16 protein-coding genes are annotated in these 18,199 nt (G+C 62.6%); 6 read left to right on the top strand and 10 right to left on the bottom strand.

Translation table 11 applies throughout. The features are described 5' to 3' along the window. Window positions 1-13 precede the first annotated feature (13 nt). Window positions 14-541, bottom strand: coding sequence for an arsenate reductase/protein-tyrosine-phosphatase family protein (locus NBW56_RS09645; protein WP_223845720.1), 528 nt, complete (start codon window positions 539-541; stop codon window positions 14-16). Window positions 542-660: 119 nt separating this feature from the next. Between NBW56_RS09645 and NBW56_RS09650 the strand changes: the two genes are divergently transcribed. From NBW56_RS09650 to NBW56_RS09660, 3 genes are all read left to right on the top strand, one after another. After that, a complete protein-coding gene (locus NBW56_RS09650) occupies window positions 661-1,932 on the top strand; it encodes an App1 family protein phosphatidate phosphatase (protein WP_250259048.1) in 1,272 nt (423 codons plus the stop codon). A 119-nt stretch (window positions 1,933-2,051) separates the two neighbouring features. After that, window positions 2,052-2,651 (top strand): hypothetical protein, encoded by a 600-nt coding sequence (locus NBW56_RS09655; RefSeq protein WP_250259050.1) that lies wholly within the window; start codon window positions 2,052-2,054, stop codon window positions 2,649-2,651. A gap of 95 nt (window positions 2,652-2,746) precedes the next feature. Beyond that, window positions 2,747-3,532 (top strand): hypothetical protein, encoded by a 786-nt coding sequence (locus NBW56_RS09660; protein ID WP_250259052.1) that lies wholly within the window; start codon window positions 2,747-2,749, stop codon window positions 3,530-3,532. On the opposite strand, the gene NBW56_RS09665 is transcribed toward NBW56_RS09660, so the two are convergent. From NBW56_RS09665 to NBW56_RS09675, 3 genes are read right to left on the bottom strand one after another with little or no spacing between them, the layout of a single operon-like run. Further along, complete coding sequence (locus NBW56_RS09665) at window positions 3,529-4,311, bottom strand: amino acid ABC transporter ATP-binding protein (RefSeq protein WP_284346114.1); 783 nt, start codon at window positions 4,309-4,311, stop codon at window positions 3,529-3,531. The genes NBW56_RS09660 and NBW56_RS09665 overlap by 4 nt on opposite strands. Before the next feature lie 50 nt (window positions 4,312-4,361). Next, on the bottom strand, window positions 4,362-5,315 hold the full coding sequence (locus tag NBW56_RS09670) for an amino acid ABC transporter permease (RefSeq protein WP_250259054.1): 954 nt from the start codon (window positions 5,313-5,315) through the stop codon (window positions 4,362-4,364). Then, window positions 5,312-6,274, bottom strand: a complete 963-nt coding sequence (locus tag NBW56_RS09675) for an ABC transporter substrate-binding protein (protein ID WP_250259055.1) — start codon at window positions 6,272-6,274, stop codon at window positions 5,312-5,314. Before NBW56_RS09675 ends, NBW56_RS09670 begins: the two co-directional genes overlap by 4 nt. A 126-nt stretch (window positions 6,275-6,400) precedes the next feature. On the opposite strand from NBW56_RS09675, the gene NBW56_RS09680 reads away from it, so the two are divergent. Then, the gene (locus NBW56_RS09680) at window positions 6,401-7,522 is read left to right on the top strand and encodes an aldo/keto reductase (RefSeq protein ID WP_250259057.1); all 1,122 of its coding nucleotides are present in this window, start codon (window positions 6,401-6,403) and stop codon (window positions 7,520-7,522) included. 4 nt (window positions 7,523-7,526) lie between these two features. On the opposite strand, the gene NBW56_RS09685 is transcribed toward NBW56_RS09680, so the two are convergent. Together NBW56_RS09685 and NBW56_RS09690 are read right to left on the bottom strand one after the other, a co-directional pair. Continuing rightward, window positions 7,527-9,521, bottom strand: a complete 1,995-nt coding sequence (locus NBW56_RS09685) for an ABC transporter ATP-binding protein (protein ID WP_250259058.1) — start codon at window positions 9,519-9,521, stop codon at window positions 7,527-7,529. Next, window positions 9,518-11,287, bottom strand: coding sequence for an ABC transporter ATP-binding protein (locus tag NBW56_RS09690; protein WP_250259059.1), 1,770 nt, complete (start codon window positions 11,285-11,287; stop codon window positions 9,518-9,520). Before NBW56_RS09690 ends, NBW56_RS09685 begins: the two co-directional genes overlap by 4 nt. Before the next feature lie 161 nt (window positions 11,288-11,448). Between NBW56_RS09690 and NBW56_RS09695 the strand changes: the two genes are divergently transcribed. Continuing rightward, entirely contained in the window at window positions 11,449-12,078 is a 630-nt protein-coding gene (locus NBW56_RS09695; RefSeq protein ID WP_250259060.1) for a DUF6318 family protein, read from the top strand. Between the two features lie 9 nt (window positions 12,079-12,087). Here NBW56_RS09695 and NBW56_RS09700 read toward each other — a convergent pair whose 3' ends face one another. Next, window positions 12,088-12,921, bottom strand: coding sequence for a class I SAM-dependent methyltransferase (locus NBW56_RS09700; RefSeq protein ID WP_250259208.1), 834 nt, complete (start codon window positions 12,919-12,921; stop codon window positions 12,088-12,090). Window positions 12,922-13,052: 131 nt separating this feature from the next. Beyond that, window positions 13,053-13,418 carry a VOC family protein gene (locus tag NBW56_RS09705; RefSeq protein WP_250259061.1) on the bottom strand — a complete coding sequence of 122 codons (366 nt, stop codon included), beginning with the start codon at window positions 13,416-13,418 and terminating at the stop codon, window positions 13,053-13,055. Between the two features lie 88 nt (window positions 13,419-13,506). Between NBW56_RS09705 and NBW56_RS09710 the strand changes: the two genes are divergently transcribed. Beyond that, window positions 13,507-14,490 carry a helix-turn-helix transcriptional regulator gene (locus NBW56_RS09710; protein WP_284346111.1) on the top strand — a complete coding sequence of 328 codons (984 nt, stop codon included), beginning with the start codon at window positions 13,507-13,509 and terminating at the stop codon, window positions 14,488-14,490. On the opposite strand, the gene NBW56_RS09715 is transcribed toward NBW56_RS09710, so the two are convergent. Both NBW56_RS09715 and NBW56_RS09720 read right to left on the bottom strand, forming a co-directional pair. Continuing rightward, window positions 14,487-14,993, bottom strand: coding sequence for a DUF456 domain-containing protein (locus tag NBW56_RS09715; protein WP_250259064.1), 507 nt, complete (start codon window positions 14,991-14,993; stop codon window positions 14,487-14,489). The genes NBW56_RS09710 and NBW56_RS09715 overlap by 4 nt on opposite strands. Window positions 14,994-15,084: 91 nt before the next feature. Continuing rightward, window positions 15,085-18,198 (bottom strand): AAA family ATPase, encoded by a 3,114-nt coding sequence (locus NBW56_RS09720; RefSeq protein WP_250259065.1) that lies wholly within the window; start codon window positions 18,196-18,198, stop codon window positions 15,085-15,087. Window position 18,199: the final 1 nt, after the last annotated feature.

The following is an 18,199-nucleotide window of genomic DNA, read 5'->3' on the forward strand; positions in this document are numbered from 1 at the left end:
CCGCGCGCTACGGTTAGGCGATGTCGCCGCGATCTCGAAGGCGCGACTTGATGAACAGCAAGATCGACGGAACCGCGCGCTCCATCTTGAGCACGGTGCGATCAAAAAATTTCTGCCCCTCGTAGAACGGGTCGGGAACCTCGAGATCTTCGGGTTCGGCAACGGCTGGCTTCGCGGGATCGAACTCTCCCCACATGTGAAGCGTGGGCGGTTCCACGCCTTCGGGAATCGCCTCAAGTTTGCGGCTCATTTCCGCGAGGTGCTTGGTGCTCATCGTGAGAACGAGGTCCCATTCGCCGAGCTGGTGGACAAGAACGGTGCGTGCCGCGTGCGCCTCGGGGCTGTACCCGGCACGCTCGAGAGCGAGGACGATGCGGTCGTCCATGGGGAAACCCTCCGACTCGTACGTGGTTCCCGCACTCTCGACCTCGACGAGTTCCTCGAGCCCCGCCTGTTCGAGGCCGGTTTTGAGCATGACGGCGGCGGCAGGCGAACGGCAGATGTTCGCCGTGCACACGGTCAATACTCGATATTTGCTCACGCCACTATCTTGCCGCATTTTCAGCGCGCGCGTTAAGGCTCCCGTGCGGCGCGTCCACTAGGATAGATAAGCTCCCACCGGGGGCCTTTGCCGCGATCCGAGGTACAGGGAGGTGTGCGTTGGGCTCACATTCGTTTTCGCGCCCCGACCGACCCCATTGGTCGGCCCGCCTCGAGGATAAGAAAAACACGGCGACCGCCCGGCTCCTTCGAGCTCTCGGCTTCGAGGCCCGAATCCAGCCGTACACGGCGTATGGCTCGCGCACACGACTGCGTGTGCTCGGGCGGGTTCTTTTCGCGGGTGCCGGGACGAAGCCCGATCATTTCGATCAGCCCGTGTACGACATGCGTTCTCTCGCACGGCGCGGATTTCGTAATTTCACGTCGCAAATCGACCCGCACGTACGGGTCGAAGTCACGGTGAGCACTTCCGAGGGGCCGCGGGTTTTTGAGACGTACGCGGATCGCTCGGGCATCATCGACGACGTCATTGCCGTCGAACTCGAACCTGGACTTCACAGCATCACCCTCAGTACCGATGGCAGCAATACCGTCACGGCGAACGCCCACGTGTTTGATGATGAAGCGCAGGAAATCGCGGTCGTGAGCGACATCGACGATACGGTGCTCATCACGCTTTTGCCCCGGCCTCTCATCGCGGGATGGAACGCCTTCGTGATCTCGCAGGCCTCGCGCCGCATCGTTCCCGGCATGGCCGTGTTCTACCAGCAGCTTCGCCGCCACTACGGCGAGAATACGCCGTTCATTTACCTTTCAACGGGCGCGTGGAATGTGGCCCCGGTGCTCGAACGCTTCCTGTTCAAGAACGGCTACCCCGCCGGTCCTCTCCTCCTCACCGACTGGGGCCCCACGAACACGGGATTCTTCCGTTCGGGCACGCGCCACAAGCTCACGACCCTCGCCTCGCTGCGCGAGATGTTTCCGAACACGCGCTGGCTCCTCGTGGGCGACGATGGCCAGCACGACCCCTCGATCTACGGCAGTGTCGCGGAGGAGAATCCGGGATCGGTCACGGCGGTCGCGATTCGCGAACTCACCGATGACGAGCAGGATCTCGCCCACGGTGCCGAACGCCCACTCGCCTCCATTGGCGCGCTCGGGCGCGCACTTGTGGGGGCGGTGCCGAAGGTATGGCGAAGCACGATCGGAAGAAATGGGTCCGACGCCGGCGAGGCAACCGTCGGAACACCTTCGCACGGTGAAGCCCGCACCCCATCAGAGCTTGTCCACGAGCGTGCGCACGAAAGCGTGCATGAATATCACGGAGTGCCGTGGATGAGCGCTCCCGATGGCTTTGGGCTGATCAGAGCCGCGCGCGCGATTGGCATCCTCGGCCGCCACCCACGTGAGGGCGAAGAAAAACCCGAGTGAGGGTCTGGAAAAATCACGTGAGGGTGGAGAAAAAAGAGAGGCGAAGCTGAAACTGGGTCTATGACACAGTTATCTACACCCTGAACAGTTGGGACGGACGGGACGAGAGAGGGGCAGGCATGGACGAGAGCACCTCCACCGTGCGCTACAACGACGGCGGCCTCGCCGATGCCGCGAGCCCCCGCGAGGCGCGCGCACGCCGTCACGTGCAGGCCCTCGCCGAGTTCGGTAAGCGCCACGCAGGCACCATCATTCTCGTTGTGCTCGCGGGAATCCTCGCCGATATTTTCCTCAAGAAAGCCTTCGGCATCCACATTTTCGTCATCTCGTTCCTCGTCACGGGAACCGTGTTCACGCTGCTCGGTTACGCGTTCTACAAACGCGGTCGCGTGCTCTACGAACGCGCTTTCCTCGACCGGCGCAAAAACCCGCCAGCCGCTCCCCCAGCCGCCACGGGTGCCGACGCACTTGAATGGGGACGCTCGATCGACGGGGTCGGGCTGTGGCTGAGCCGGGACTTCCTCGGCCTCGTCCCGGATGCGGATCAATACGAGACCTACCCGTGGAGCGAGGTGCACCTCGAAGAGGCAAAGCTCGTGCGAATCGGCAAGCCCGACCTCGTCGTGCACTTGCCGCACCGACACTTGCGCTATAGCGGTGACAAACTTGGGCTGAGCGCAACGGAGATCATCGCACGCGCGGCGCACCTTCGCACCTAACCTAATTTCACTGTTACACCAGGTCATTCCGTGACTTTTCACGTCACGCTCGCGTAAAATCAAAGTGGAACCCACGGGAGCGAGAGGGGCTTCGCTTGGATCAGATGTGCGTCGGCTACGAGGACAACGGCCTCCCGGATACGCGAGAGAAGCTCGGGGCACTTGCGAAGATGCCCCTCGAGTCCCTCGGGGCTTCTCGCGTGGAGATGCCCGACTCCCTCCGCAAAGACGTCCCCCGTCTCATGAGTGAAGTTCTTCGCGTCGCGGGCGCCTTCCTTGCGATTGGGATCGCGGGGGGCGTGACCCTCGCGCTCCTCAATAGCGACGTTGTTCCGGCCAAACTAAAGTTCTTTGTTCCCCTCATTGTGGGGTTCGTGCTCCTTGTCGTCTTGCCGTTCATTCTTCGCATCGTGCAGCGCGCTCGTGTACGGCGGGAGCGGCGTCGTGCTGAAAGGGAAGCCGCGAGCGCGTATCACAACGCTCCCATCGAGGGTGTCTACACCCTCGATGAACGCGGATTCTCGGCGCCGAAAAAGGCACACTTCAGCGACGCGTTCACGTCAAGTTTTCAGGAGATCCGCGCCAGAGCGAGCAAGATCGTCGCGGCCCCCACGGATCGGACCATCACGTGGGGTCGCTCGAAAAACGGCAAGGGGCTGTGGCTCGACCGGGAAGGCCTCGCCCTCCTCGAAAAGGGAGGCGAGCGCAGAACTTACCCGTGGCACGATGTGAGCCTCTCGGTCACGAAGGCCTCACCGAGGGGCGATACGAATCTCGTGGTGTACCTTCCCCACACCAACGTGGTGTATTTCGGGTTTTACCTCGATGTTCCGCCAAGCGAGATTATCGCAGCGGCAGAACGGTTCCGATCCGGCCGCTAGAGCACACTCGCGAGGAACTCCTTGAGGCGGCCCGAGCGGGGATTATCGAGGATCTCGCTCGGCGGGCCGGCCTCGACCGCCTGACCTCCATCCATGAACACGACGTGGTCGGCGACCTCACGCGCGAAGGCGATCTCGTGGGTCACCACCACCATGGTTTGGCCCTCGACAGCAAGATCCTTGAGAACCTGGAGCACTTCCGCAACGAGTTCCGGATCGAGCGCTGATGTGGGCTCGTCGAAAAGCATGATCTCGGGTTCCATCGCGAGCGCACGCGCAATCGCGACGCGCTGCTGCTGACCGCCCGAAAGCTCGCTCGGGTAGTGATCCGCGCGATCACCGAGTCCCACGCGCTTGAGGAGCTCAAGCGCGTTTGAGCGGGCCTCGACCTTGGGCACACCACGCACGTGGATCGGTGCCTCGCACACGTTCTCAAGGGCGGTCATGTGCGGGAACAGGTTGAAGCGCTGGAACACCATTGAAATGCGCGAGCGCTGCGCCGCGATCTCCTTTTCGGAGAGCTTTTGCCAGCGACCGTCGGCGAGCGGTTCCGGGCTGTACCCCTGCAATTCGCCATCGATGAGGATCTTTCCGCCCGTGGGTTCCTCGAGCTGGTTGATGCAGCGAAGAAGTGTGGATTTTCCCGAGCCGGAGGGGCCGATGAGCACGCATACTTCGCCTTCACCGACCTCGAGGTCAACGCCGCGAAGGACATGCAGGTCCCCGAAGGCCTTATGAATGTTCTCGAGCTGCACTTTGGGAGCCGCCGTCATGGTCATGGTCGTGTCCTTGCCGTTCTCGTTTGTCGATGCCGCTTTCGATCCTGCGCTCACAGTTCCACCTCCGGAAGCGGATCCTTCGGGGTCGTGCCCGAGGCGTTCACGGATGCCTGGCGCGAGGCGCGCGACCCGGGGCGCACGGCGGCGCGATCATCGAAGCCGCGGCCGAAGTAGCGCTCGATGTAGTACTGGCCCACCATGAGCACGCTCGTCACGGCGAGGTACCACAGCGCCGCAACGATGAGCATGGGCACGGGTTTGAACAGGAGGTTCGCGATCGAGTTCGAGGCGTAGGTGAGGTCGAGCGTGAACGGCACGGCGAGCACGAGCGAGGTCGTCTTGAGCATGCCGATCGTTTCGTTGCCGAGCGGCGGGATGATGACGCGCATAGCCTGAGGGATCACGATCCTGCGCAGAATGAGCGAGTTCTTCATGCCGAGAGATTTTGCGGCTTCGCTCTGGCCGCGCTCCACGCTCGTGAGCCCCGCACGCATGATCTCCGCGAGGTAGGCACCTTCGTTGAGGCCGAGCGCTACGGTTGCCGCCCAGAATGCCGTGAAGTACTCACGGGTCGAGAAGCTCACGAACTCGGGGCCGAAGGGCACGCCGATCACGATCTTGGGAACGATCACGGTGATGAGACCCCAGAACACGAGCTGCGTGTAGACGGGGACACCGCGGAACACGAAGATGTAGGCCCATGAGACACCGCGCAGAACGGGGTTGGAGCTGAGCCGCATGATCGCGGCAGTCAGGGCGATCACCGTGCCAATCACCATCGACACGAGCGTGAGAAGCAGAGTCCAGCCGACGCCCTTGATGACCTTGACGTCGAACAGATAGGTTCCCACGACACCCCATTCGAAAACCTCGTTGCCCGCGGCGAAGGCGATGAGCCACACGCTGAAAAGTGCGACGATGACCGCCGCGATCCACGTTCCTGGCCTCGGGGCCCGCTTCGCGCGGATCCGGTTGGGGATCGGGGTGTCGATACTCGTACTCATGCCTTTTTGACCTCTGCTTTCTCGATCAGCCCTGCGTCGTTACCCCACGCGCTCATGATGGTGCGCAGGGCGCCGGTGTCGATGAGATGCTGCACAGCGGCGCACAGCGCTTCGGCGAGTTGGTCCTCGCCTTTCTTGACCACGATCCCGTTGAGTGCCGATTCCTCGACGTCGCCGACCTGTTCGAGGCTTCCACGCGAACGCGCGATCGCGTAGCTCGTGACGGGCGAGTCGGCAATGAGCACGTCAGCCTTACCGCCTGCAACGTTCGTGACGGCATCGGAGTTGTTGGCGTAGGCGAGGACGTCTACGGAGCGCCTTCCTTCGGCGCGGCACTGTTCATTGGCGGCGAGGGCGATCTCTTCCTGGTAGGAGCCAACCTGCACCGCGGGGCGTTTGCCGCACAGGTCGTGCGGGTCGATCCCATAGGGATTGCCTTTCTTGACCGCATAAGAGATACCGGCCTCGAAGTAACTCACCATGGTCACGGTTTCTAGTCGCTCGTCGTTGATCGTGAAGCCTGAGATTCCCACGTCGTATTTGCTGCCCACGGCAGGGATGATTTGGGAAAACACGGCCGATTCGGTGCGAGTGTCGAGCCCGAGCACAATGCCGAGCGCGGTGAGGAGATCGATGTCGTAGCCCACCGCTTTACCGTTGTTGAGGAACTCGCCGGGCGCGTAGCTCAGCTCGGCCCCATTCACGAGTTCGCCTCGCGCGCGGATTTCTTCGGGCAGGAGTGCGGCAATGTCGTCCTGGTACTCGATCCCGCTGAAATCGACCTCGGGGATGAGACTCGCCTCGGCTGCGAGGGTTTCGGAGGCGCGGGTGCACGCCCCAAGGCTGGGGGCGAGAGCGCCTGCCGCGAGGGCGGCGGGGATCGCGCGGAGGAACGCGCGCCTGGGGGTTCCGACGGCTGCCTGGCGAGCGTCGGACCGACATTCACTAACGTGCATCATTTTGCAATCGTATGCATGATTATTCCTGCGGCGCAAGGCGCCGCACTGTGACCTGCCCCGAGGCCAAAAGACTTGGTGATGAGCATTACACTGGGATTACAGGCATTACCCGGCAAGGAGGCCACCATGAACGAGAGCACCCCCACAAGCCGCGCAACCATGGATGAGGCGAGCTACTCACACTTCCGCCGTCTTGGAACCTCGGGGCTCTTGCTCCCGCCAATTTCCCTTGGCTTTTGGCACAACTTCGGGCGTGAACGCTTCGAGGGTGGCTTCGAGCATGAGGTTCGTGAACGCCCCAAGGCCGATTTCTCGCGCCAGCGCGAAATCGTGCATTACGCCTTCGATCACGGCATCACCCACTTCGACCTCGCCAACAACTACGGCCCGCCAGCCGGCAGCGCCGAAGAGACCTTCGGGGAAATCTTCCGCAAGGACCTTGCTGGACACCGCGACGAGATCCTCGTGACCACGAAGGCGGGCTTTCGCATGTGGCCCGGGCCGTACGGCGACGGCGGCAGCAGGAAATACTTGCTCGCCTCGCTCGACCAGTCACTCACGCGCCTCGGCCTCGACTACGTCGACATCTTCTACCACCATCGCCAGGACGACTCGACTCCGCTCGAGGAGTCGATGGGGGCACTCGCGCACGCCGTCAAGAGCGGCAAGGCGCTCTACGCAGGCATCTCGAACTACTCCCCCGAGAAGACCCGCGAGGCCGCAACGATGCTGCGCACCATGGGTGTGCCGCTCGTCGTGAATCAGGCGAGCTATTCAATGCTGACGCGAACGCCCGAACAGAGCCCAAGCGGGCATGTGGAGGATTCGCTCCTTGGTGTGTGCGAGCGGCTCGGCATCGGTGTCGTCGCGTTCTCTCCGCTCTCGCAAGGGCTGCTCACGAACCGCTACCTCACGGGCATTCCCGAGAGATCACGCGCCGCCCAAAACGTGTTCCTCGGGGAGGACGTCGCGAAGGACCCTCGCTACCTCGAGAAGGTTCGCGCGCTCAGCCGCGTCGCCGAGGAGCGCGGGCAGAGCCTCGCGCAAATGGCCCTCGCATGGGTGCTGCGCAAGCCCGTCGTGACGTCCGCGATCGTGGGAGCGTCGAGCGTGCAGCAGCTGCGCGCGAACATTGCCGCCGCACGAACCATCGTGCGCGCGGGCGAGAGCGTTCCGGCCACACACTTCAGCGACGAGGAGATCTCGAGGATCGAGGCGATCCTCGCCGATCCCGTCCTTGAGGACTGAGCATCTAGCCGTCCTGGGCGGAAGCCTGCAGCTCCTGCCCGGGACTGCTCTCACACTCGCTGCTCGCCCCCTCGAACTGCGAGCGATACAGCCGCGCGTAGGCGCCGCCTGCCGCGAGAAGCTCGTCGTGGGTGCCCTGCTCGACGATGTCGCCGTGTTCCATCACGAGAATCAGATCGGCGTCGCGGATCGTCGAAAGCCTGTGGGCAATCACAAATGACGTGCGCCCCTCGCGCAGGGTATTCATCGCGTTCTGCACGAGCACCTCGGTGCGCGTATCCACGCTCGAGGTCGCCTCGTCGAGAATGAGCAGTTCGGGCCGCGCGAGGAAGGCACGCGCGATTGTGAGAAGCTGCTTTTCGCCCGCCGACACGCTCGAGCCTTCGTCGTCGATGATCGTGTCGTACCCCTCGGGAAGGTGCTGCACGAAGTCGTGCACGTGGGTCGCCTTCGCCGCCTCGAGAACCTCCTCGTCGCTCGCATCGAGGCGACCGTAGCGAATGTTCTCGCGGATCGTGCCTTTGAAAAGCCACGTATCCTGCAGCACCATCCCGGTGCGGCTGCGCAGCTCATCGCGCGTCATCTCGCGCGTATCCACGCCATCAATCGTGATCGTGCCACCGTCAATCTCGTAAAAGCGCATGATGAGGTTGACGAGCGTCGTTTTACCCGCCCCCGTGGGGCCCACGATCGCGACCGTCATCCCGGGGCTCGCCACGAGCGACAAATCCGAAATGAGAGGCTTCTCGGGCGAGTAGGAAAAGCGCACGTGGTCGAATCGCACCTCGCCACGACCGGGCGATGTGGCCTCGGCTTTGGTGCGGCAAGCGTCGGACCCCTGCCCCGAGCTCTCCCGGGCCTGCTCTTCGGCATCCAAAAACTCGAAAATGCGCTCCGCTGAAGCGACACCCGACTGAAGCTGCGTGACCATCGAGGCCAGGTGCGAAACAGGCTGCGTAAACTGGCGCGAATACTGAATAAAGGCCTGCACATCACCGAGCGTGAGCTGACCCGACACAACTTTGAGCCCACCCACGAGGGCCACCGCCGCATAGGAAATATTCCCCGCAAACATCATGAACGGCATGATGAGCGAGCTGACAAATTGCGCACCGAAGCTCGCGCGATACATCTCGGCATTCTTCTTCTCGAAATTCGCGCGCGCATCCTTCTCACGCCCGAAAACCGTCACGATCTCGTGTCCGGAGAATGCCTCCTCGACCTCGGAGTTCACCTCGCCCGTCGCGTCCCACTGCTCTCCAAAGAGCTTCTGGGCGCGCTTACCGATCACCGCGGTAATCACGAGCGCAAGCGGGATCACGATCAATGCGACGAGAGTGAGAATCGGCGAAATCACGAGCATCATGATGATCGTGCCGACAACGGTCAGGGCATCGCTGATGATGCCGCCGAGCGTGTTGTTGAGGGTGTTTTGCAGGTTATCCACGTCGTTTGTCACGCGCGAGAGGAGGTCGCCGCGCCGCCGAGAATCGAAGTAACTGAGAGGCACGCGGTGCAGTTTCTCCTCGACATCGCGGCGGAGCCGGTAGATGCTGCGGTACACCACGCGCAAGAGCATCCGGGTTTGCAGCCACGCGAAAAATGCCGCGACCACATACAGCACCGTGACGGTGAGCAGAACCGTGTTGAGCGCACCGAAGTCGATCCCGTGACCGGGATTCAGCTCCATGCCCGAGATCATATCCGCAAGCTGCTCTTGGCCACTCGCGCGCATTCCCGCAACAACCTGGTCCTTCGTGACGCCCGCGGGCATGCGTTTCGAGACGACACCGTTGAAGATGATGTCGGTCGCGCGACCGAGAATCTTCGGTCCGATCACGCTCAGAATGACCGAAATAATCCCGATTCCGAGGGCGCTGAAAAGCAGGGTGCGCTCAGCCATGAGGAAGCCCATGAGCCGTGTGAAGGACGGCCCGAAGTTTTGGGCTTTCTGCCCGGGACGCACGCCTCGCTCGCTATGCTTCTTTTCCTCGCTCATCGCGCCGCTCCTTCCTCATATTCTTCCGCCGTGCCTTGCGAAGCCACGATCTCCTGATACGTCTCATTCGACTGCAAGAGCTCCTCGTGGGTGCCGCGCCCGACGACTCGGCCGTGATCGAGCACGAGGATCAGATCGGCGCTCGTGATGGTCGAGATTCGCTGCGCGACGATCACCACGAGCGCGTCACGAGTTTCGGGAGCAAGAGCCGCGCGCAACCGCGCATCGGTCTGCAGGTCGAGCGCGCTAAAGGAGTCGTCGAAAAGGTAGATGTCGGGCTTCGCCAAAAGCGCCCGCGCGATCGAGAGGCGCTGGCGTTGACCGCCCGACACGTTCGTGCCGCCCTGAGCGATAGGCGACTCGAGCCCGTCGGGCATCTCGGCAACAAAATCGCGCGCCTGCGCAATCGTGAGGGCATGCCACGCCTCCGTTTCACTCGCCTCGGGCCTTCCGAACTTCACGTTCGAGGCAACCGTGCCGCTAAACAGATAGGGGCGCTGCGGCACGTAACCGAGGGTGCCGTGAAGCATCTCCGGGGCCGCCTCGCGTACGTCCACACCGTTGACCTTGACCGCGCCCTCCGTGACGTCGAACTGGCGCGAGATAAGCCCAAGGAGCGTAGTTTTGCCGGAACCCGTGCCGCCGATGATCGCGACTGTGTGGCCCGCGTGGGCCTTGAATGAAATGCCTTCGAGCACGGGGCGTTCCGCTCCCGGATACGCGAACGTGACGTCATCAAATTCGAGCTCGGCGCGCTCACTGACACGCGGATCCCCCGGCCGAACGGCGACCTCAGGAGAAGGAAGCACCACCGAACTGTGCGTATCGAGCACCTCCGTAATGCGCTCTGCGGAAACCATCGCGCGCGGAATCATCATCGTCATGAACGTCGCCATCATGACCGCGATGAGGATCTGGATGAGGTAGGCGATAAATGCCGTAATCGACCCCACTTGCATCTCGCCACGGTCAATCGGCCCCGCGGCTACGAGCAGCACGAGCACGGAACTGAACGAAAGAAGGAACATCACGATCGGATTGAGAAAAGCAATGAGGTGCCCAATGCTGCGGTTAATGCTCGTGAGACGCCTATTTGACGTATCAAAACGATCCCGCTCAAAGGGCTCGCGCACGAAAGCCCTGACCACGCGAATGCCCGTGATTTGTTCTCGAAGCACGAGGTTCAGATCATCGATCCGCTCCTGCATCTCGCGAAAAAGCGGGGACGCCTTCCATATGACGAGCGCGATCGCCACGAGCATGAGCGGCACCATGACCGCGATGAGCCATGCGAGCTGCGCCTCTTGCTTGAGCGCAAGCACCACTCCTCCGATGCCCGTAATTGGCGCTGACACAAGGAACATGAGCCCAAAGAACGAGAGGTTCTGAAGCTGCTGCACATCGTTCGTGTTGCGCGTGATAAGCGAGGCGGGCGTGAAGTGGCTGATCTCTTTCGCACTAAAGGACTGCACTCGATCGAACACATCGGAGCGCACGTCCCGCGCAAGCCTCATGGCAACGCGTCCCGAAAAATAATTCGCAGCCACAAGGGCGGCGATATTCGCGAGGCTCACAAGGAGCATCCAACCGGCAAGGCGCCAAATCGCGTCGATATCCCCCTGCGCGATGCCGTCGTCAATCATGTCGGCATTAAGCGTGGGGAGGTAAAGCGCGGCGAGCTGCGCCGCGACTTGGAACACCACGACGAGCACGAGCGAGAACCACGATGGTTTCGCGTAATTCCACAGGAGTCTCAGGAGGGTCACGGGAGAAAAGAGCCTTTCGTGCTCGTGTGCGCGAGGGGAGGCCGACGCCTGCCACGCCCGGGGGGACGACGACATCAGAATATCGCTGCTCGCCACCCCGCAAAAACGACCCAGGCACGATCGACACTGCCTCCCATCACGCGCTGTATTAGCCTTGAGCGGTGAGTAAAACGACCCAGCGCATCGTCGTCCTGATCTTCGCTCTTGCCCTCATCATTCCCGCGGGGCTCGTGGGGATCGGGCAATTCACGCAGAACAATCAGGGCGATCGGCAGGTGGCCGACTCCGCGCAAGATACCCGCAAGAAGGTCGATCCGGCGAGCCAGCCGAAGCCGACGAACACCACGGAACCTTCGCGCGCGGACTTCCCGGGTATCGACGAGGAGACCGAAACGGGAGCAAAGGCGAGCGCCCGGTATCTCTTCGCGGTCTACGCCTACATGATCGGCACGGGTGACACGAGCGCGTGGCGCGAGCTCATGGACCCGTCGTGCGAGGAATGCATGCGCTTCGCCGACAACGCCGAGCAGCTTCACGCCGCGGGAGGCTGGATCGTGGGCGGCGACATCACCCTTAGCGACGAGAAGGTGACGCTCACGAAGGGCAACGGCGCGAGTGATGGCGCCTCGACGACCTCGAAGGTCGAGGCAACGTTCCACGAGGCACCCGCGAAGCTCATCGACGACCCCACACGCGAACCCGCGACGCGCGGGGCCTCACAGGGGAAGTTTTCCGTAGGCCTCCGTTTCGTTGACGGCCACTGGCGCGTGACATCGATGGCGGTCGGTTAAGACAGCCGGCTAGGCGGGCCTGTACAGAAAGAGGTCCGTGCGATACGGCATCGAGATTCTGCTGCCGGGCGCGTGCCCGAGGTGCTCGTGGAGGTACCAGTCGAGATTGTCGAGGACCTTCGCGCGGGTTTTTTCCACAGCCGTGAGATAGTAGCTGCGGGTTGTCGCAAGGCGCACAAAATCCCAGGTGGAGCGCTCATCCTCCCAGTGCTCGACGTGCCGCGTCACAAGCTCGAGCCCCTCGCCTACATCGGGCTTAAATCCCTCGCGCTGCACGTCGCCCGCGTGGGCAATCCGCGAATACCTGTGCACCCACGGCACGCTCACATCGAGCGTGTTCCACACGAGAGCGAGCACACCGCCTGGCGCGAGAATCCTGCGAACTTCGGCGCTGACCGCATCCCGCTCGAACCAGTGCCACGCTTGCGCGGCAGTCACGAGATCCGCGCTTCCCGCCTCAAGAGTGGTGGCCTCTGCCGGCGCCACGCATGCCTCGAACCGCTGCGCCATGTGGCCCGCGACCGCTTGCGTGCGCGCCACTTCGAGCATCGACTCGCTCGTATCAAGCGCCGTCACGTGGCAACCGCAACCGGCAAGGGCAAGCGCGAGTTTCCCGGTTCCGGCGCCGAGGTCCACCACGCGGGGGGAGGTATCGGGTCCGACGGCCGCCAGTATCACGTCGAGCACTCCGTTTGGGTAACCAGGCCGCACTTCGTCATAGCCGGCGCCCTCGCCTAAAAATCCCTTCGCGAGTTCTTCTTTGCGCTCCCGCGAACCATAGCGCGGTTCATCGCGACCCGAAATATTGGGGATCGGGCCTGGGGCGCTGCGCCTATCGTTCATGGTCACGAAAGACCACCCTAGCGGCAGCTCTCGACGCTTCACGTTATGGTTTGCAGGTTTAGCAAAGCGAACGGAACCTCTTCCACGAGGCGACGAGCTTGTGCCCGCCGCCGAAGGGGCTTCCATTCGGGCTAGTCGACGGGGCTGACCCGCACGAGGTTATGGTCGGGGTCGGCTATCACGAAGGTGCGGCCAAATACGTCGTCGTGCGGTTCCTCGATCACGTGCACTCCTTTCGCGACCCATTCCTCGTAGACGTCGTCGATGGCAGAGGCGGGACCGGGAATCATGAGCCCGATTTCGTTCGTGCGCGGTGTTGCTGATGCGAGATTTTCGTCGTGACCGGTCCAGATTGCGAAAAGCACGCCGGGCGCGACCTCAAAAGCGACGTACCGCGGGCTAGTGAAGTTGGGTTCGATGTCGAACAGACGACTATAGAAATCAGTGGACCGCTCGACGTCGCTGACGTAGGTCAGAAACAGATTCGGGGCCGGCATGGGTCTCTCCTTAAGTCAGTGGATCAGGGAGCCTCATATAATCAGGCAAAGACGACACCTACTGTCATATTTTCTAAAAGGATTGGGAATGAAGTCGTCCCGCTTGTTGTCGATCCTGCTTCTACTGCAAACCCATGAACGAATGACCAGTCAAGAACTGGCTCGCCGCCTCGAGGTATCTTCACGCACGATCTTGCGTGATATCACGGCGTTGTCGGCTGCTGGGGTGCCGATTTACACCGAGCGGGGCCGGGGTGGAGCCATCGTGCTGGATCACCGGGCCCGGCTCGACGTCTCACGCCTCGATCCAAATGAACTGCAGCTGCTTTCCGTCGCAGGACTAGATGAGGGTCTTCTTGAGCAGATCGGGCTCCATGCTGTACATGTCAGAACCCAGCAGAAGCTGACCGCCGTTGCGGCGCGTAAGCAAACCTCTGCCGCTCTGCCCTTGCCCGAGGTGCTCCACGTCGACCCCTCTGGATGGTTTACGGCCGAGCAGGAACTCGACGTGGCCGACCTTCTCACCGCTGCTCGAAATAGACAACGCATCCGCCTCCGATATCGACGCAGCGGCGAGAGCAGCGGGCAGTGGGTTGTCGCGGACCCTTACGGTCTCGTGAACAAAGCCGGGTCCTGGTACCTCGTGGCTGACGTCGCCTCACAACCCCGCATGTTTAACACCAGCCGCATTGAGACCCGCGAGCTGCTTACGGATTCCGCAGTGCTACGACCGGGCTGCGATCTGCGCTCAGTGTGGCAAGAATTGCTGACCAGTTTTCAGTCGGCGCCTGGTATCGAGGTGCACGCACAGCTGCGCTCGACCCGCCTAGATCTGGCCCGACGAATCCTTAGAGGGCGAATGATCCGTATCGACCGCTCCGAGGACGAGTGGACTCATATCGTCGTCCACTATCCAGACGTTGAATCGGTTCGACAGCTCCTCCAATTCGGAGACCACATTCGGATCTTAAGACCAGCCGCAGCGGTGGTTCGATTCCGCGAGATCGCGGCCCAGATCGTGCAGTTTCACTCAGCACAAAGCACTGCCGATCATCGCCGCCGCGATCGCTAACCAGCCCTCGAGAAGAGGTGGATGCCAAGCGCAACGATGAACACTGTTCCGCTCGCCATAGCGAGCAGGAGTTCTACGAGAATGCCAATCCCGAGGGTTTTCAAGGTGGAGAGCGTCGAGTTGAGAGCGTCGTGGAACTCGCGCTTGCGGCTCAGCTCAACGAGGAAGAAGCCGAGAATAAACCCGATGAGGAGTCCCGGGCCGGGGATGAGGAACAGGCCGAGGACCGCGCAGCCGATCGCCACGAGGATCGCCCATGTGGGAACTTCGCTCTGTTTAAGCTTTCGCCCTGTGAGCACGTAGCTGCTCGCCATGCCCGCGATTGAAAACATCGCGACCAGCGCGAACGCAACCCAGCCCGTCCAGCCACCGATCCCTATGGCCCATACGAGCATTCCGATAAGGATGAGAAATGACCCGGGAAGCACGGGCAGCACGATGCCCGTGATACCTACCGCGAAGGCGAGCGCGGCGATGATGGTCACGATGATGTCCACGGGCACGGTGTTCTCCTTAATGCGTGGCGGGCAAGGGGCAGTTGGAACGCCGCTGGCGGAGGCAACAGTCTATAGAGATTCGCGCAGGCACCGCCCGCTATACACTCACGCTGATGCGCGAGGTGCCGTCGGACTTTCTTTCCACGTGCACCTTCTCCGCGATCTGTGTTTTGAGTTCGGCGACGTGGGAGATGATTCCCACCGTGCGACCGTGGGCGGCGAGTTGGCGGATCTCGGCGATCACACCCTCGAGTTTTTCCGGGTCGAGCGTGCCGAAGCCTTCGTCGATAAAGAGGGTGTTCATCTGCACCCCGCCGTTTTCTCCGCTCACGACGTCGGCGAGGCCGAGCGCGAGTGCGAGTGACACATAGAAGGCTTCGCCGCCCGAGAGGGTCGAGGGTGAGCGAGAGGAATCATTGCGCAAGTCGAGCATGTCGAGGTCGAGCCCAACGTGCTTGCGGCCCGTTTTCTCGGGTTGAGCAAGGCGGATCTCGTAGATCCCACCCGAGAGAGTCAATAGCCGCGCATTCGCGGCCTCGATGACCTTCTCGAAGCGGCGCATGACCGCGAACGTCGACAGGGTGAGACGTGCTTTCGCATCGCTCGAGTTTCCCGTCGCGATATTCGCGAGGTGAAGTATTTCGCTTTGGCGCGCCGAGCGTTTCTCGTGCGCGGCGGCAAGCGCCGTGAAGTCGATGCGTGCGCGTTTCACGCGCTCGAGCTCTTTCGCGCGAGTCGCGTGGGTTCCCGCGGCTTCCGTGTGCGCATCGCGGGTCTCGCGCACGCGCGCTGCCGCGGTCTCGAGAGCATCGGCTGCATCTCGCTGGGCCTGTTCGCTCGCATCAATGTTCTCGAGGCGGCCGTCCGCGCGGGCATCCTCGATGAGCGCGGTGAGCGAAGAATGCTCCTTCACTGTGTCCTCGAGCGATTGTCTACGGTCGGGGGCAAGGCGCGCCTGAACCACATTTTCTATGGCGTCAAAGCCGCTGCCCTCGAGTGCTTCGTTGAGGTGCGTTTGAGCCCGCTCATGCACGGAGCGAGCCTCCAGGGCTTTGTCGAGCAGTTTTGCGTGTGCACGTGCAGCCTCCCCCTCCGTCAGGAGCGAGAGGCGTAGCGCCGCGATGCTCCCGTGCGAGCCTTCGTGGGCCGAAAGCTCCTGAGAAATGGCCGCGCGGGTCTCGGTTAAAGCTTTCTCGAGGTGCTGGGCTTCGAGTGCGGCACGCTCGGCGGCGAGCGCCTCCTCGTGTGCTTCGCGTTCGAGCGCGGCCGTTCGCTCGTCGAACCGAGTGATCTCGGTTTTCACTCGCTCACGCTCGCCCTCGGCTTCGCGCGCACGCTCCTCCTCGCGGGCAAGCGCAACACCCTCGCTCCTCAAGCGTTTGATGAGTTCAGGAAGCTGCTCCTGGAACTTCGCGAGATCCCCCTCGACGCTCTCCCCCCACGCCCGCTCGAGAGCATCAATGTGGAGTGCCTTGGTGGCGGCAGCCGATGCTCGTGCCTCGCTCAAGTCCTGTTCGGCCTCTACTCGCGTGCGCTCTGCCTCCGCAATGCGTTCTTGGCTCACGAGCTCATCGTCGGTGTGCGCGGGGGCCGGATGCTCACACGCCCCGCACACGGGGCATGCCTGGCCGTCCTCGAGGTCCGCTGCGAGCTCGAAGGCGATCGCGTCGAGGCGTTTGCGCCGGAGGCGTGCCTCCTCCTCGCTCGCACGCTTGAGGGCCGCGAGCATGTCGCGTTCATGCTGCGCGCGCGAGAAGTAGGTTTCGAGGGTCGCGCTCGCCTCCTTCGCGGTACGCTCGCGCACGGCGTGGGACTCGCGCTTTTCTTTGAGGATCCCAAGGCTCGAGGCCCTCTCGGTCGCCTCGCGAAGTTTCTCGGCGAGCGCTTCGCGTTCCGACGGCCGCTCGTTCAGCAGCGTCGCCTTTTCTTTCGAGGCATTCGCCGCCCGGTCAGCTTCGCGTGCAGCCTGTTTCGCCTCGGTCATACGTCGAGGTAGAGCCGTTTCCTCCTTTTCGAGGGTCGCGAGCGCAGCGGCCGCGCGCAGTGCGTTTTCGCTTCGCTGATGGGCGCTCTCGCTGAGCGCTCCCCACTGGGCGACCTGCCCGCGTTCGACTTCGGGAAGCGCCGTCGCGGCGGCGTCCAGCGCTTCCGCAGCGCTCTTTTCGTTTGCGTGGGCGTAGAACGGTTTTTCGGCGCGTTCGTGGGCGGCAAGGCTTTCGCGAGCGTCGTGCGCTGCCTCTTCAATCGATGCTCGTTTCTTCTCGTGGGCATCGAGCTGGGCTCTGCGAGCAAGCAAATCGTGACGTTCGGCGACTTTTTTCGCGGCTTCCTGCGCCTCGTTCGAGGCCGCCTTCGCCATGTCCAGGATGCGCATGGCTTCGCGAGCGGCGGCTTCGGAGGAATTCTCGAGCTCCTCGCCAATAGCCCTGGCACGCTCGAGACCCGCCGGGGTGAAATCCCGGGTATCGGCGAGCGCCTGCATGCGTTGCGCATCGCTGACCGATGCCGCCTCGAGGACCCGCTGAAGGGCCGCGCCGAGTTCCGCTTTTGAGGCGTCGACGTCGCGCTGAGCCTCGCGCCTGAGTTCGCCGAATGATTGTTCGATCTGCTCGTACAGCTGGGTCTGGAAGATCCGTTCGAGTACGGTCTTGCGTTCGCTCGTGTCAGCTTTGAGGAAGCGGGCGAACTCCCCCTGAGGGAGCACGACCGTTTGGGTGAACTGCGCATGCGTGAGGCCGAGCAGTTCCTGAATCTCCCGGCCAACGTCGGCCGGTCGGTTGGCGATCGGCTCGATCTCTTCCGCGCGTTCGGTGCCGGCGATCGCCTCAACTAACGCTTCGGGCGAGGCGAGCCGCCAGAGCTTCGCGCTCTGATTCTCATGCACGGGAGCGCCTTTTCCGCGCAGGCGAGCGCGCTCGTAGGCGGGGGTACGCCGAACGCGGTAGATCCCTCGTGGGACCTCGAAAAAGAGGTCCACGACGCTCGGCCGCGTATTGGGCATGAAGTCGCTTCGCACTCGCGCATCGCTCGATCCGCCGCCCGCGACATTGCCGTAGAGGGCAAAGACGATCGCATCGATGACGGTGGACTTTCCCGAACCCGTGGCACCTTCGAGAAGAAAGAGGCCGCTCGCGCCGAGCGCATCGAAATCAAGTTCGACTTTCTCCCTGAACGGCCCGATGCCCTCAAAACTCAAATGGTGAAGTTTCATG

Source organism: Dermabacter sp. Marseille-Q3180 (assembly GCF_940792985.1).
Lineage (GTDB): Bacteria > Actinomycetota > Actinomycetes > Actinomycetales > Dermabacteraceae > Dermabacter > Dermabacter vaginalis.